The sequence below is a fragment of the Actinomycetota bacterium genome, assembly GCA_023488435.1.
In the GTDB taxonomy this organism is placed as follows: domain Bacteria; phylum Actinomycetota; class Coriobacteriia; order Anaerosomatales; family UBA912; genus UBA912.
Genome location: JAMDCK010000035.1, coordinates 1 through 14,619, shown reverse-complemented (window position 1 = coordinate 14,619; position 14,619 = coordinate 1). Strand labels below are relative to the sequence as shown.

Genomic DNA, 14,619 nt, shown 5'->3' with positions numbered 1-14,619 from the left:
CCGAAGCCACCCGGGCCGATGCCTGTGGAGTTGATCGCCGAAAGCAGCGCGGCCTCCAGCTCCGCATGGGCCTGGCTTTCGGCGGGCTTGCCGACAGGCCGAAGCAGCGCCTGCTTCGAGAGCTTCGCAACGCTGTCGAAGCTGCCGCCCACACCCACGCCCACCAACAGCGGTGGACACGCCGAGTGCGCTTTGCTGCGGATCGCTTCGAGGACGTGTTCGCGAACGCCTTCGATGCCGGCGGTCGGCGGCAGCATGCGGATCGCCGAGGCGTTGTCGGAGCCTCCGCCCTTGAGCATGACGTGTACGGTCGCGCCCGAACCCGGCCTTGCGGTGACATCGATGGATGCCGGGGTGTTGTCGTGCGTGTTGGTCCGGTCGAAGAGGCTGTCGCGGACCAAGCTGGTCCTCAAGCCGCCCTCCTTGTACGCTGCGGCCACAGCGGCATCGACCGCCGCCTGCAGCGGCACGCCGAGAATCTCCGCCTCGCCCAGCTCCACCCAGACCCACACCGCACCGGTGTCCTGGCAGAGAGGAGCCCTGTCGCGCTCGGCGATCCGGGCATTCTCCAGCATCTGGCCGATCACGTTCCTACCCCGGGGCGAGCGCTCTGAACGCAGCGCACTCTCCATCGCGAGGCGAACATCAGGCCGCAGCTCCCAAGCAGCGCGGAGGATCCCCTCGCGGACTGCCTCGGCGATCGCTTTAGGGCCGATCATCGCTCTTCACTCCTTCAGGCCGAGCGACACGAGCGTCTCGACGATGGTGTCGGCGGATGCTTTGAGCGCCCGGGCCTCATCGGCGGTCACGTCTAGCTCGATGATCTCCTTGACGCCCTCGCGGTCGATCACGGCGGGGACGGACATGTACACGTCGGAGACGCCGTACTGCCCCGAAAGGCGCACGCAGCTTGGCAGGACCACGGGCGTGTCCGAGAAAATCGCCTCGACGGTGCGCGCGATGCTTGCCGCCGGTGCGTAGAACGCGCTGCCGGTCTTGAGCAAGCCGACGACCTCTGCGCCGCCGAACACCGTGCGTTGCACGATGCGATCGACCTCATCTGCCGAGAGCATCTGCGCGAGCGGCACGCCGTCCACGCTAGCCTGGGAGGGCAGCGGCACCATCGCGTCGCCATGCGATCCGCACGCTAGCGCCTTGACGCTGGCGACCTCGACGCCGAGATGATCGGCGATCGCATGCTCGAAGCGTGCCGAGTCCAGCACCCCGCCCATCCCGAACACGCGGCTTGAGTCGAGTCCCGAGACCTGCCACGCCAAGTACACCATCACGTCGAGCGGGTTGGTGACCACCATGATGAGTGCGTCGGGCGATGCGGCTACGACCTGCTCGACCACGGAGCGCACGATCGACGAGTTCGCGGCCAGCAGATCATCGCGGGTCATCCCGGGCTTCCTAGGGAGTCCCGCGGTGATGACGACCAGATCGGATCCGGCGGTCATCGCGTAGTCGTTAGTGCCCTTGATGCGCGGGCCAAAGTGCTCGATCGACCGCGCGTGCATCATGTCCAGCGCCTTGCCCTGTGGCAAGCCCTCTGCGACGTCGATCATGGTCACGTTCGCGAGCCCCTTGGCGAGCAGCATGTATGCCGCCGAAGCGCCGACCTGGCCAGCACCTACTATGGTCACTTCAGGAAAGCGCATGAGTCCCACCCTTCGGCTGGAAAACCATCTGTCTACTTCTTGGCCCTACCCCTAGCGGCCTTCTTGGGCGCCTTGGTCGTCTTAGGCGCCGGACGGGCGGGGCACGCCGGATCGATGCAAATCTTCCACGGGCCTTTTTTGGTGTGTACGACGATCTTCGGAATCCCGCAGGGTTCGCATAGCTCATCGGTCGGTGCCAGGTCGCCGGCCTGAGGCAACGGATACGAAATCGGATGCTCCTTCGGGTCGTATGCATCGCAGCGCACGAAACGACTTCCGGTCTGAGAATACCGCACACGCAGGGTGCCCCCGCAAGAGGGGCACTTGCCGACCTCGATCTCAGGGCCGGTCTTGCTAGGGCAGCCCGGAATGAGGCAGAGATCCCTCGCCGGGCGCTTGAACTGCAACACCTTCACCTGAGGTCCGCCGCAGGTCGCGCAGGGCTCCTCCACGGCGGCATAGCGAGCGTTCTTCGGCAGCGGGTACGTCACCGTGCAATCCGGATACCCCTGACAGCCGACGAAATACGCCCTGTTCTTCGGCGAATACTTGATCAGCAGGTCATCGCCGGAGGTCGGGCACTTGCCGACCTTGGCGTCCTCATCGGCAGCCGCTTTGAGCGCCTCTCCGACCTCTGGCACGCTTGCCAGAAGCGATGCCATCACCTCGCCGAGGATCTTGCGCGAGTGCCCCACCACACCTGCCCGGTCAGCGCGTCCGTGCGAGATCGAGTCCATCTCGCTTTCGAGCTCGGCAGTCATCTCGGGATCGGTGATCCGCTGCGCACGCACGACGAGCGCATCAATGACCGAGCGCCCTTTGCAGGTGGGCTCTGGCGATTCGCCGGTGATGTACTTGCGGTCGTACAGGGTCTGGATGATCTCGTGGCGCGTCGCCTTGGTGCCCAGCCCGCGCTTCTCCATCTCCTGGATCAGCCGACCCTGCGAATATCGATCGGGCGGCTGCGTCGACTTGGCCTCCAGCCTACTGCCGAGGAAATCGCAGGTTCCGCCCTCAACAAGTGCCGGCAGCTGCTCTTCCTTCTTCTGGCCGTAGTGGTAGACGGCGCGAAAGCCGGGCACGACCACGACCTCGCCCTTGGCGACGAACCTCTCGCCGTTGACCTGCAGCGTCGCCTTGGCGCTCTCCAGGATCGCAGGTGCCGAGAGTGTGGCCATGAACCGCCGCGCAACGAGGTTGTAGAGTTTGTACTGCTCGGGCTTCATCTTGTCTGAGTCGGCCGCGCCGGTCGGGTGGATCGGCGGGTGGTCGGTCGCCTCCTTCTTGCCGCGCGTTGGCGTGAGCTTGGGCTGCTTGCCCAGGTTCCCGGCATACTCACGGTACGCGGGCACCTTCTCCAGCGTTCGAAGGATGGCGCCCAGGTCAAGGCTTGGTGGGTAGACGGTGTTGTCGACACGCGGGTAGCTGATGAATCCATCCATGTAGAGGGACTCGGCGATACGCATGGTGCGAGCCGGCGAAAGTCCTTCCGCGGCGGCGGCTGTAAGCAGAGACGTCGTGTTGAACGGCGCCGGCGGCTGGACGGTCCTGCGCTTGGTCTCCAGCGAGACCACGTCGGCGGACCGCTCCGATGCCACGGCAGCGACTGCGGCCTCAGCCTGCTCGGCGGTCGTGAAGCGACCGGCCTCGTGGACGCCTGCGAACTGCGTCCCATCGTGCTCGAAGTCGGCTTTGACCACCCAATAGTCCTCGGGCGTGAAGGCTTCGCGCTCGATCTCGCGATCCACGATGAGCTTGAGTGTCGGTGTCTGGACCCGACCCGCCGAAAGCACGTCGCCCCAAGCGCGCTTGGACGCCAGGTTCGAAGCGATCGTCAGGTAGCGCGTAAGCACCGCACCCCAGATCAGGTCGATATCGCGGCGGCTTGCGCCTGCGTCGGCAAGCTCATGGTCGAGCGGGCCTCGCTCCTCCAGCGCACGCACGATCTCTTCCTTCGTAATCGCCGAGTAACGCATCCGCTCGATATCGACTCCGGGATTGGACGCGAGCACGATGCGGCTGGCATCGACGCCGATGAGTTCGCCCTCGCGATCGTAGTCGGTTGCGATCAGGACGTGCTCGGCCTTCTTGGCCAGATTGCGCAGCGACTGGATGATGCCCTTCTCGGCGGGCTCTTCAACGACCTCGGCCTCGACCAGCGCCTGAAGGTCATCGAGACGCCACTTCGCGAACGCCTCGGGGAAGTCGACACCGATGATGTGTCCCTTGAGCCCGATGCTCACCCAATCCTCGCCGTCGCGGCGAAAACGGTAGACGGGCGTCGAGTAGACCTTATCGGTCGTGGGCTTGCCGACCGCCAATATCTCAGCCAGCTTCTTTGCCGCAATGTTCTTTTCGGAGACGATCAGTCGCATGGATCACCATTCGATCGGGGCCAGACAGAAGTATCTACGAGAGTATATACCGGTCGGTCAAGTCTGTACCTGCCGAAGATGCGCGAATGCCGCTGCCCCGGCGCTTCTGGACGCGGTCCGCCAAAGCGCGCTACAGGCCGATCTCGCGGGCTCTTTCCTGCATACTCGCAAGCGCTATGCCGAGGAATTGCTCGCGGGAAAGTCCAATCGACTCGCAGGTGTCCATCTGCTCGCGACAAGCCCCGCGAGCGAACGACTTCTCCTTGAATCGCTTGAGGAGCGAGGCGAGCTTCACCGATGCCAGCGCGCGGTCTGGGTGGACGAGCGCAGCAGCGACGATGAACCCGGTAGCGGGGTCGGCGGCTAGAAGCGCGCGGTCCATCGGCGAGTCGGCGGGAACGTGGCCCGCATGCGCAAGGATCGCGTGAATGCCCTCCTCGTCGAGGATGTCAGCGATCTCTTCGGCGGTGATGTAGCCGTGGCGAGCTGGATCCTCGGCAGTCTGGGCGTAGTCGAGGTCATGCAGCAGTCCGGTGCGACCCCACCGGGTCACGTCCGCATCAGAAAGTCCGAAGTGACGCGCCAGGCCCTCCATGATGATCTCGGTCGCAACGCAGTGGTTCACCAGGTTCTCGTTGCCGATGCGCTCTCGGACCAGCGCCAACGCCTCAGTGCGCTCCAAGGTTCCTCCTGTCTCGGGTCGCTCGCTTCAGGTGCGGGCCCTGTTGGCCTCGATGCGGCCAGCGAGCCACTCGGCCCATAGCTCTACCGAGTCGCCCTTGGTCGCCGAAATCGGGAAGACCGGCGCTTTGGGGTTGAGTGAGCTTACTACCTGCCGAAACTCGTTCTCGTCGAAGTCGAAGACCTCGATGGTGTCGTACTTGTTGAGGATGACCGCCTCGGCGATCTGGAAGATGCCCGGGTACTTGTACGGCTTATCATGTCCCTCCGGAACCGAGAGGATCATCACTTTGGCATGCTCGCCCAGGTAGAACTCGGTCGGACAGACCAGATTGCCGACGTTCTCGATGATCAACAGGTCGAGCGAGTCGAGATCGAGCGAGGCGAGCGCGCGGCGGATCATGTCGGACTCCAAGTGACACGCGCCACCGGTGTTGATCTGCACGGCGGGGATGCCATGGGCAGCGATCTTTTCAGCATCGACGCTGCTTGCGATGTCGCCTTCGATGACCGCGATCGAGTACCGATCCCGAAGAGCGGCTATGGTCGCCAAGATCGTGGAGGTCTTGCCCGCCCCCGGTGAGGCCATCAGGTCGAGCACGAAGATGCCGGCCTCATCGAAGATAGTGCGGTTCTCGGCGGCAAGGCGTTCGTTCTTGTCCAGGATCGGACGGCTGATGTCGATCTGCATGGTCTCCCTTATCCCTGTTGTGATGGTTCTGCTGGTGGATCGGACACAGGTGCCGGACTCGTATCAGGATCCACCTCGATGCTGTTGATCTCGAGTTCCTTGCCAGACAGCAGCTCGCATGCGAATGAGCCGCACTCGGGGCAAAGCATCTCGAATCTGTCGTGTTCGTACTCGGTCTGGCACTCCAGACACCTCGACTTCGCGCCCAACCTGGTGACGGTCAGCGTGGCACCTTCAGCGATCGTACCGGGCGTCAGAGCCTCGAATGCGAACTGCAGCGCGAAGTCCACGATCTCGGTCAACTCGCCGACGGTGATGCGGATCTCGGTGATCCGAGTCGCTCCTTCACGAGTGGCGGCCTCCTCGGCGCTGGTCAGAATGCTGCTTACGATTCCCATCTCGTGCACTGGTGCCAACAGCCTCTCAGTAGGATTCCTTCTGCTTGATACGCCTCGAGAGTATGATGCGAGCGAACAGCAGACTCGCTTCGTAGAGCGCCAGTAACGCCGCGAACATCAGGCCCATCGTGACAGGCGACCAATCCGGAGTAGCCACCGCGGCGATCACCAAGAGCGCCACGTATGCGATCCGCCAATTCTCACGGAGTTTCGTGTAGGGGATGATGTCGAACAGCACTAGGTAGAACACTATGACCGGCAACTGGAAGCTAGCCCCGAAACCCATCACCATAAGCACCGAGCCCTGGAAGTACTTCGAGGCATCTGGAAGCACCTGGACTCCCTCCCAGGCCTGCCCGACCATCCACCCGAACGCAGTTCCAAGAATATAAGTGTGAGCCAGATACGCGCCCGCGAAGAACAGGACGCTCATCGCTGCAAAGGTCGGGATCACCCAGCGTTGCTCCTTTGGCTTGAGCGCCGGAAGGAAGAAGCCGAAGAACTGCCAGATGATGATTGGCGAGCCGAGTACCAAAGTCGCGTAGAGCGCCACCTTGAATCGAAGGGTGAAAGCTTCGAACGGCCCCAGAAGCACCATGTCGGCATCGCCGAAGAACGGCTTGATCGGGGCCATGAATAGGTTGTAGATCTGCGGAGACCACCAGTAAAGACCAATCGAGCCCACGATCACAACGACGGCAACCACCGCCAGCCTTCGGCGTAACTCGCCGAAGTGCTCGAAGAAGGGCATGCGTCTGGGTGCGACAGGCATATCAGCGAAGACCAGGACGGTGCCTAGTCCTCTTCCTCCTCTTCTTCGTCGTCGTCAGGATCGATTCGCTTGTGAGGCAACGGGGATGTCTTTGGCGCAGCATCCTCTTGGGCCGGACGATCGCTGCTGTACATCTCGGCGCGGATAACCGCCTCCATGCTGTCTTGAGCTCGCTTGAACTCACGCATGAAGCGTCCGATGGTCCTGCCCATCTCGGGAAGTCGCTCGGGGCCAAAGATAAGAAGGGCGAAAGCGACGATCAAGAATAGCTCGACGCCGCTTATTCCGAACACCAGTAGCTCCGGGTTCCGTGGTTAGAAATTGGATGCTTCCTCGAATGAATCGAAGACCGGAAATACCTTATCGAGTCCGGTGATGCTGAATACTTTGAGTACGTTGTCGCGTCCACAGACAATCCTTAGTGTGCCGGAGTTCTCCCTTACCCGTCTAAGAGCGCCAACAAGCACTCCCAAGCCCGAGCTATCGATGAAGCTGACGCCATTCAAATCCAGGATCAGGTCTACGCAACCGTTCTGCACCTGCTCAAGAAGTCGCTCTTTGAGGATGGGCGCAGAATAGACGTCCACCTCGCCGTTGAGGACGATCTTGCAGACGGACCCATCACATTCGATGGCTATATCAAGCTCCATCTGCCCTCGCACCTGCTTCCTTTTTCGATGAATACCGAGAAGTGCTACTGATTGTACCTAATGGAAGCATGTCGGCCAATGCAATCATTCAGCGAGTATCAACCGGAATCCCCTGACAGGCAACCCATGAAAATGGGTACTAACCATTTGAAGGCCCCGCCGGAAGGAGCGCTATGCCCCTATCGATAGACCTGACACAAAACGAGTCTCACTGGCTCCTGCAGCTGACAGGCGAGTTGGATTACGTCGAATGCGCATCGTTTCGAATGAATATCGATCGCATATTGAAGTCAAACCCACCGTCTACCATCTTGGACCTGTCGAGCATCGAGTATCTGGACAGCTCGGGTCTCGGCCTGCTGCTCGGACTTTCAAAAGAGTACGGGGTTCGAGGCGGGCGACTCGTGCTCGTTACCAACGAAGTTGTTGATAGCATCTTGTCGCTCACCCGCCTGAACGGAATATTCTCGACAGCCGCCTCGGTGGACGAAGCGTTGATCGTTCTAGGCGAAGTGCCTGCTTGACGAAGGGCTCTCGGCTCTAGGGGGCAGGTGGCACCGTAGCGCCAACAGCGGGGGTGGTCGGTAGCGCCGACAGACGCGCTATCGCAGATTGAGCAACCGAAGGATTGCCCGGCCCCATTCCCTGTGGATCGAGTTCCAGGTAGCGTGTATAGGCAGCGATTGCCTCAGTGGTTCGACCTGCGGTCTCAAAGAAGATGCCCGCATTGAAGTGTGATGGAGCGAAGTCGGGGTCAATCGCCCAAACCGCCTCAACCAGCTGTATAGCCCCATCCAGATCGCCGCTGTAGAAGCGCGCGATTGAAGCATCCATCATGTCAGCCGGATTGTCAGCTGCGATTTCGAGCGCCCGGTTGAAATAGGTCACCGATGATTGCCAGATTGTGACATCAGCACCAAGCCCAGCTGTGTCAGCCATCATGGCCTCTGAAGCCCAAACTGAGTACGAACGGGCAATGCCAATGAGCACGGTGTAGCTGGTAGGATCACTTGCGAGCTGAGTCTGGAGCATGTCGATTCCAGGACTGTGGCGATTGGCGATTGCTTCTTGGGATCCCGGAACGCTCTGATTGTTGTTGCTGAACAAGCCCAATGCGCCCCAAGGGATCATCGTCACCACCAGCAACAGGCAGATGATTACTACAACCACCCGGAAAGGTGTCGACCTCGTCTTCTTATTGATCGCCATTATCGCCTCTCAGCCTCATCCGTCGAAAATCCGGGCCCGGAGCATACCGCTGGTTGCTCCGGGCCCGCGCTAGTCATATCTCGATCAAAACCTTCAGAATCAGGGGGTCGCTGGCATCGATCCACCGGGAGCGCCAGGCATCGTCCCGCCGGGAGCACCAGGCATCGTCCCACCGGGAGCCTGTGTAGCATTAGGGGTCGGGGTTGCCCCGCCGCCACCCATCTGATCGAGCGGAGGATGTCCTGGTGGCAACTCGCCGCCCCGGAGCTGGTCCTCGGTCAACTGCGGAGCTGGGGCCCCACCCATACCTGCAGGTGCGGGCGGCTCGCTGGCGGGCTGCTGTCCGGGGAGGAACATCCCGATGATAACGCCGACCAGAAGTGCCACGACACCAATGAGGGCAGCAACCGTCATGCTAACTGACTGCAAGGTCAGTCCGGCGACAGGGGCAGTCGCAGGAGCGGGCCTCTCGGCGACCGCCTTTGGGGCGCGCGCCTTGGGGGCGGCTTTCTCGGCGGGTGCCTCGGCGGGCTCCTTGGCGGGTTCCTTGGCCTTAGCCTTCTCTATCGGCTTGCTATCCTCTGTATCGTCCTCGTCAAAGTAGAAGTCCTTTTCACTCACTTCGCGCATCCTCCTCGGTAGCTGGATATCGAGCATTCCATGCAGCAAGCTGCCATAGCCTCGAACAAACTCACGCATTATATCACGGTGGTACTAACGTGTGGATAAGTATCACCGGAGTGGTTAGCAATAAATCGGCCAACTTGTGGGGTCATCCACGCAGTTTGGTGCGTATCTCCTCGGCGCGAGCGATAATCCGCTCGACGTCCAGCGAAACCGGCTCACCGCCATCAAGGAGCGTCTTTCCTGCGACCATTGTGAACATTACATTATCCTGGTTCGCCGAGTGCACCATCGTGCTGTAGGGATCGGCTATCGGGGCCTGGTGGCTGTGGGAAAGATCGACCGCGATCACGTCTGCGCTCTTGCCTACCTCCAGCGAACCCGTTCGATTCGACAGTCCCAAGGCGTCAGCTGCCGAGGAGGTCCCTAGCTGCACGAAAGTTCGTGCATCGAAAAATCGCTGTCCTGGATCGGCTGCGCGCTGGATCAACAATCCGATACGCATTTCATCGAACATGTCCATCGTGTTGTTGGAGGCCGGCGAGTCGGTGCCGATGCCAATCTTGATTCCCTTTGCTAGCATAGCCCTTAGCTGGAACACGCCCATTCCTAGCTTGGCATTGCAGCGAGGGCAGAACGCTATCGACACACCATGCGAAGCGAGGATATCTATGTCGGCGTCATCGACCTGCGTGCAGTGGACTGCAAGAACATTGGGCACCGAAAACAGGTCCCACTGTTGCACGTACCGGACGGGACTTACCCCGGTTGGCAGCCACGGTACTGCGCCGTCACCGTCTTCGCGATAATCTGTCGCTAATGCCGAGCTGCCGTACTTCACAAAATCGTACTCTTCCCTGGAGCCGGCTAGGTGCGTCGCGACTGGTGCGCCGGTGTCGTGCGCATACTGGGCTACTCGTTTGTAGAGCTCAGGATGACAACTATAGGCAGAGTGGGGCCCGATTCCGATGTCCACCAGATCGCAGTTGGATGCTTCGCTCCATTGTGCGATATCCGCTACGGCGGCATCCAGCGCAGGAGCCACCTGAGCCTTCTCCATCGCCGACACCTCACGATAGATGACAGCGCGCAGACCTGCCTCGCCAACGGCAGGGACGGAGGCGCCGGACTCCGTGATGTCCGCAATCGTCGTAATCCCTGATCGGAGGCACTCCAATGCACCAAGCAGTGCGGCATCTTCCCAGTCAGTGCGATCGAGCAGCTTCTCTTTCTTCATGAGCTGTAATTTCCACTGGGCGTACGGCAGGTCGTCGACCAGCCCCCGCATCGCCGAATACTCGAGATGGGTGTGTACGTCCACGAATCCCGGCATGATCGCGGCAAGGCCGAAATCGCGCACCGGCTCCTCGGGATAGGCCTCCATCAGCTGCTCGGCCTTCCCGACATCGGTGATCACGCCATCCCTGACCAGCAACGCTCCGTCCTCGATGTGCGGCGCGGTCACCGGAAGCACGTAGTGAGCTTTGAGTAGCATGTCAGTCCTCCATGTTTGAGCAGTGGGCCCGCGTTACTTTACCGCACTATGGATGGCGACAATCCCACCCGTAAGATTCTTCCACTCTGCGCTCGCAAAACCTGCGAGTTCGAGCTCTCTGGCCAGACTGCTTTGATCCGGGAATGATCGGATCGAAGCATTGAGGTACTCGAAAGAAGCGCGATCTCCCCGAGTCAACAGGGATCCGAGCAGCGGGATGACGTATCCAAGATAGAGATGGTAGACAGCCCTCCATGGAGCCCAGCCGGGGGTCGAGAACTCGAGGATGACGTAGCGTCCTCCAGGGCGCAGCACCCTCAGGACTTCTCGGAAGTTTGCGGCTCGATCTGGAAGGTTGCGTACACCGAATGCCACTGTGACTACGTCGAAGCTTGCGTCGGCGAACGGCAGCGCCTGCGCGTCTGCAACAGAGAACGAAACTTCGGTCTGAGAGGCGATCTTGGGGGCCTTTCGCGATGCTACCGCTAGCATCTCCGGCGAGAAGTCAGTAGCCTCGACTCGCCTGGCAACACCGCGAGCCGCTAGAGCCAGAGCAAGGTCGCCGGTACCCGAGCAGATGTCGAGCACTACTGAACCCGGGGTCAGTTGAGTGGCTCGGACCGCCGCCCTTCGCCAACCCCTATCGAATCCCATGCTCGAAAGCAGGTTGAAGGCATCGTAGCTCTCGGCGATTCGCCCGAAGATGCCCCTCACGCGCTCTGTTGTAGGCTCTCCGGAGACGGCCTCATGCCCTCCAGCCATGGACTTCTTATCGGTCATCTGGATTTCGTGCCTTCGCATGCCACGCCCTGGGTTCCTGTTCGGATTCCGAACAGCCCGGCGATGCTCTCCTTCGCCCACAACGCCAGCACGTTTACCACATGTCGCCAGTTGGCTTTTGCTGGCCAACGCAGTTCGCGCTTCTCACACACGGTCGACTCAGAGAGCCTTTCCATCTCTTTGCGGAGCACGCCGAGCTTCTTCTCCCTGGCTGCGGCCGGTTCCTTGTAGATGGCGTCGACCCGTCGCATGATGTCGCGTGCCTCCACAATCCTTTGCATGGTCTGTTCGGCGACATCCTGAGGGACTATCCCTGCGTTACCCTTGACACGATTGATGTGATATCCGACCTCATAGGTCGCCTCCACCAGATCATCGACGCTCACCGCATCGCTCTCATAGTTCATGATGTGCTTCCATGAAGGCTCAATGAGTAGCTGTCTGTGCTCCTCCAGTGTTCGGGCGCGAAGCTTGAAGCCGAACTTGTCCGGATCGTCGAACACCATCGAGCCAGGGTCGAGGAACGGTGCCATTGGCGACGAGAAGACCAGCAGGCGTTTGTCGTTGTTCATCTTGGAGTAAAGGGACTCGGTGTATGAGCTTGTCTCGAGGATCGACTCGGCGGTCTGGGTGGGAATGCCCGTCATGAAGTACAGGTCGAAGCGCGAGCACCCGTTGCGCAGCGCAGCGGCGATCGACTCCTCCAGCTCAGCCGTAGTGTAGTGATGCTTGCCGAAAGCGGTCCTCACAGCATCATCGTGGGATTCAGCGCTGATCTCCACCGAGTAATCATCGAGATGTTCGTTGAGGAACTGGTAGAACTCCTCGGCAGGTGGCTTGAAGAACTCGAATCCGATGGGATTGCGTAGCTTGATCCGCGCGAGGCCTCGGATGAACTCCGAGACGTAGTCGGGGCCGCCCTGCAGAAAGTCGTTGAGCACGAAGATTGGTCCGGGCACATACTTCTGGACGTTCTCGATATCCCGGACCAGCAGCTCAGGGTCGCGGAAAGCGACTTTCCGTCGGCCGAAGTGGTTGCGGAATGAATATGCACTGCCGCCGCAGGTCACGCAGTTGTGCGTGCAGCCTCTGCAGGTAAGGGAGGCGCACACGGGGTACTGAAGCCAGTCCTTGAACGGGACCGACCCCATCATGTCGCGATAGCGGATAACCGAACGCATCGAGAACGAATAGTCCAAAGAGATGTCGTTCATGTTGTCCGGAACCCACTCGAGGGGGTTGATCACCATGGAGCCGTCGACCGACTTGTAGGTCAGGTTGGGGATATCGCTCACGCTCCCCTTGCCTTTGATGGCATGGATCAGGCGTGTCATAGGCTCCTCAGTGGAGTCCCCCCGAAGCACATAGTCAACGCTTGGATAACTGATGAGTTCCTCGTGGAAAAAGCTGGAAGACAGTCCGCCGAATATAACGGGAGTGTCAGGGTGGTATTTCTTCACGATCTTTGAAATCTCGATGGAGCCATGTGCGTGGGGCAGCCAATGAAGATCAATGCCGAAAGCGACCGGGTTCATGTCCCTAATCGCAGCTTCCACATCGAAGTCCTTGCGGTTGAGCATAAGCACCGCAAGGTTGACGATCCGCACCCTGAGACCGTGGCGCTCGAGATATTCAGCAATCGTAGTAAAGCCAAGGGGATACATCTCGAACACAGGCGTTGATGGGACCATATCCGAGACAGGTCCGAACATGATGGACTTCTCTCGGAAGTCGTAGACACTAGGGGCGTGGAGTAAAACCAGGTCGATCTTAGACATCAATGAATCCTTCCAAGACTCGTTTGAGGATGCGCAGGGGGCACCAGACGCAGCTGAGCGCAACCCCGAATCATTCTACCTCCTCGCGAACATTGTAAACCTTGATGCGTCCCTGCTCTGCATCGGAGACATACAGCCGAGACTCATTCGCATCCCACCACACATCTTTAGGAGCAGTCATGGCCGTCTCTGCCGCAAACCCGTGAAGCGCTTCGTCGCCCACGACATCGAGAACGCCCAGCCCTTCTGAATCGAACACCCTGACAACGCCAGCAAAAGCTTCGGCTACATAGATCCTGCCGGCCTCGTCAGAGACTATGCCTCGTGGCAAGTCGAATCTCATCTGAACCGATCTCAGGACTTGGCCGGTGATCGGATCGAGTCCAAGAACTCGTCCGACATTGGAATCGGAGACCCAAAGGGTCGATCCCGCAAGGTGCATCGCGCCGACATAGGTAATCGGGGGTATCATGCCAGCACCCAGATGTCTCAAGGGCTCACCCGAGCCGTCGTACACATGAATCATGCCGCTAGTTGCATCCGCAACGAACAATTCGCCACCGTGGTATTCAACTGCAGTTGGCTGACCCAGCGAAGGCGCCGCCTCAGACAGCAACGGCCTAGCGGCGGTTGGATCCGAAGGATCCAGTAGAATCACCCGGTTACCCGAGGTTTCAACAACAGCAAGTCTATCGGGCGAGATCGCAGCGACGTCTATCGGATACGAAACCGGAGCCCCGGACACCGGTTCGATGGTAATCGTGTCCAACATTGCGCCGTCTAGGGAGAAAACACCGATTGCACCGATCTCAGATAGGGCGATGTACAACCTATCGTCAATTTGATCCATACCCATGGGTCCGCCGAGTGGGGCCTCTTCGGCCATAGGGAACTGTCCGGCAAAAGCAACCGTACCAGTCGACTCTGCCGAAAAACCCACTAAACCAACGCCCGCCTTCGCCCCGTAGTTATCGAGGCGCAGGAGGTACCATGTCAGTGTGCCGACAGTGGCCACCAGTGCGATTCCGGCAATTGCAAACCACAGCCCGCGGGCACCTAAGCCTCGGAACATTCATGAACTCCTATAGTGATGTCAGGCTAAGCCGCAGTGATGAATCAGTTATCCACTGCCACCCTGACGTGACACTCTGCACAGAATGTCGAACTGTGGCACTCGAAGCACGGTTGCGCTCCGCCGTCACGAACTGCAGCGACATGCTGAGGGACCCAAGGCAGTGCTGGGTTACCAGCAGGATGGTGACAGGCGTTGCAGAACAGCTGCTGCTCAGCCGTATCTCCAGCAACTGCGTGACACAGCGTGCACGACTCAGGCTCATCACGGCCTACGTCACCATGATCCACTTCGAATCCGGCGGGGTGCGGCATCTCCATGCCGTGGCAATCAGAGCAGAAGCTCTGGGCGTGGCACGTGTAGCAGTAGTTGATCTGGTTTGCAGGAGGGATGTCGGTCCAAGGGTGATCTGGCTCGGCCGGGGTGTATGCTT

At 60.1% G+C, this 14,619-nt stretch carries 16 protein-coding genes and 1 pseudogene; 1 reads left to right on the top strand and 16 read right to left on the bottom strand.

From position 1 onward, the window contains the following. From M1617_05710 to M1617_05670, 9 genes and pseudogenes are all read right to left on the bottom strand, one after another. Positions 1-719 (bottom strand): fumarate hydratase (locus M1617_05710; protein ID MCL5887776.1); only part of this gene is annotated, 719 nt, incomplete at its 3' end. Positions 720-725: 6 nt separating this feature from the next. Beyond that, positions 726-1,661, bottom strand: a complete 936-nt coding sequence (gene mdh / locus M1617_05705; GenBank protein MCL5887775.1) for a malate dehydrogenase — start codon at positions 1,659-1,661, stop codon at positions 726-728. Between the two features lie 32 nt (positions 1,662-1,693). After that, a complete protein-coding gene (locus tag M1617_05700) occupies positions 1,694-4,036 on the bottom strand; it encodes a DNA topoisomerase I (protein MCL5887774.1) in 2,343 nt (780 codons plus the stop codon). Positions 4,037-4,166: 130 nt separating this feature from the next. Next, positions 4,167-4,718, bottom strand: coding sequence for an HDIG domain-containing protein (locus tag M1617_05695; GenBank protein MCL5887773.1), 552 nt, complete (start codon positions 4,716-4,718; stop codon positions 4,167-4,169). Between the two features lie 27 nt (positions 4,719-4,745). Beyond that, positions 4,746-5,408, bottom strand: coding sequence for a hydrogenase nickel incorporation protein HypB (gene hypB, locus M1617_05690; protein MCL5887772.1), 663 nt, complete (start codon positions 5,406-5,408; stop codon positions 4,746-4,748). Between the two features lie 8 nt (positions 5,409-5,416). Next, positions 5,417-5,815, bottom strand: coding sequence for a hydrogenase maturation nickel metallochaperone HypA (hypA, locus tag M1617_05685; GenBank protein ID MCL5887771.1), 399 nt, complete (start codon positions 5,813-5,815; stop codon positions 5,417-5,419). Positions 5,816-5,831: 16 nt separating this feature from the next. Beyond that, positions 5,832-6,578: a twin-arginine translocase subunit TatC gene (gene tatC / locus M1617_05680; protein ID MCL5887770.1), complete on the bottom strand. Its 747-nt coding sequence runs from the start codon at positions 6,576-6,578 to the stop codon at positions 5,832-5,834. A 167-nt stretch (positions 6,579-6,745) separates the two neighbouring features. Next, a pseudogene (locus M1617_05675) lies at positions 6,746-6,862 on the bottom strand (twin-arginine translocase TatA/TatE family subunit). Between the two features lie 30 nt (positions 6,863-6,892). After that, positions 6,893-7,228, bottom strand: a complete 336-nt coding sequence (locus tag M1617_05670) for an STAS domain-containing protein (protein MCL5887769.1) — start codon at positions 7,226-7,228, stop codon at positions 6,893-6,895. A 173-nt stretch (positions 7,229-7,401) separates the two neighbouring features. On the opposite strand from M1617_05670, the gene M1617_05665 reads away from it, so the two are divergent. Then, entirely contained in the window at positions 7,402-7,752 is a 351-nt protein-coding gene (locus tag M1617_05665; protein ID MCL5887768.1) for an STAS domain-containing protein, read from the top strand. 16 nt (positions 7,753-7,768) lie between these two features. Here the strand turns inward: M1617_05665 and M1617_05660 are convergent, their stop codons facing one another. The 7 genes from M1617_05660 to M1617_05630 form a co-directional block, all read right to left on the bottom strand. Then, the gene (locus tag M1617_05660; protein ID MCL5887767.1) at positions 7,769-8,437 is read right to left on the bottom strand and encodes a tetratricopeptide repeat protein; all 669 of its coding nucleotides are present in this window, start codon (positions 8,435-8,437) and stop codon (positions 7,769-7,771) included. A gap of 99 nt (positions 8,438-8,536) precedes the next feature. Beyond that, complete coding sequence (locus tag M1617_05655) at positions 8,537-9,058, bottom strand: hypothetical protein (GenBank protein MCL5887766.1); 522 nt, start codon at positions 9,056-9,058, stop codon at positions 8,537-8,539. Between the two features lie 151 nt (positions 9,059-9,209). Beyond that, a complete protein-coding gene (locus M1617_05650; GenBank protein MCL5887765.1) occupies positions 9,210-10,556 on the bottom strand; it encodes an amidohydrolase family protein in 1,347 nt (448 codons plus the stop codon). Positions 10,557-10,589: 33 nt separating this feature from the next. After that, complete coding sequence (gene ubiE, locus M1617_05645; GenBank protein ID MCL5887764.1) at positions 10,590-11,336, bottom strand: bifunctional demethylmenaquinone methyltransferase/2-methoxy-6-polyprenyl-1,4-benzoquinol methylase UbiE; 747 nt, start codon at positions 11,334-11,336, stop codon at positions 10,590-10,592. Next, a complete protein-coding gene (locus tag M1617_05640) occupies positions 11,333-13,114 on the bottom strand; it encodes a TIGR04190 family B12-binding domain/radical SAM domain protein (GenBank protein ID MCL5887763.1) in 1,782 nt (593 codons plus the stop codon). Before M1617_05640 ends, ubiE begins: the two co-directional genes overlap by 4 nt. 70 nt (positions 13,115-13,184) lie before the next feature. Then, positions 13,185-14,186: a hypothetical protein gene (locus M1617_05635; GenBank protein ID MCL5887762.1), complete on the bottom strand. Its 1,002-nt coding sequence runs from the start codon at positions 14,184-14,186 to the stop codon at positions 13,185-13,187. 44 nt (positions 14,187-14,230) lie between these two features. Beyond that, positions 14,231-14,619: hypothetical protein (locus M1617_05630; GenBank protein ID MCL5887761.1), on the bottom strand; the 389-nt coding region annotated here is incomplete at its 5' end.

Coding starts and splice junctions, on each gene's coding strand:
- mdh (MCL5887775.1), bottom strand. CDS start 1,661: ATGCGCTTTCCTGAAGTGACCATAGTAGGTGCTGGCCAGGTCGGCGCT.
- M1617_05700 (MCL5887774.1), bottom strand. CDS start 4,036: ATGCGACTGATCGTCTCCGAAAAGAACATTGCGGCAAAGAAGCTGGCT.
- hypB (MCL5887772.1), bottom strand. CDS start 5,408: ATGCAGATCGACATCAGCCGTCCGATCCTGGACAAGAACGAACGCCTT.
- tatC (MCL5887770.1), bottom strand. CDS start 6,578: ATGCCTGTCGCACCCAGACGCATGCCCTTCTTCGAGCACTTCGGCGAG.
- M1617_05670 (MCL5887769.1), bottom strand. CDS start 7,228: ATGGAGCTTGATATAGCCATCGAATGTGATGGGTCCGTCTGCAAGATC.
- M1617_05665 (MCL5887768.1), top strand. CDS start 7,402: ATGCCCCTATCGATAGACCTGACACAAAACGAGTCTCACTGGCTCCTG.
- M1617_05660 (MCL5887767.1), bottom strand. CDS start 8,437: ATGGCGATCAATAAGAAGACGAGGTCGACACCTTTCCGGGTGGTTGTA.
- M1617_05650 (MCL5887765.1), bottom strand. CDS start 10,556: ATGCTACTCAAAGCTCACTACGTGCTTCCGGTGACCGCGCCGCACATC.
- ubiE (MCL5887764.1), bottom strand. CDS start 11,336: ATGACCGATAAGAAGTCCATGGCTGGAGGGCATGAGGCCGTCTCCGGA.
- M1617_05640 (MCL5887763.1), bottom strand. CDS start 13,114: ATGTCTAAGATCGACCTGGTTTTACTCCACGCCCCTAGTGTCTACGAC.
- M1617_05635 (MCL5887762.1), bottom strand. CDS start 14,186: ATGTTCCGAGGCTTAGGTGCCCGCGGGCTGTGGTTTGCAATTGCCGGA.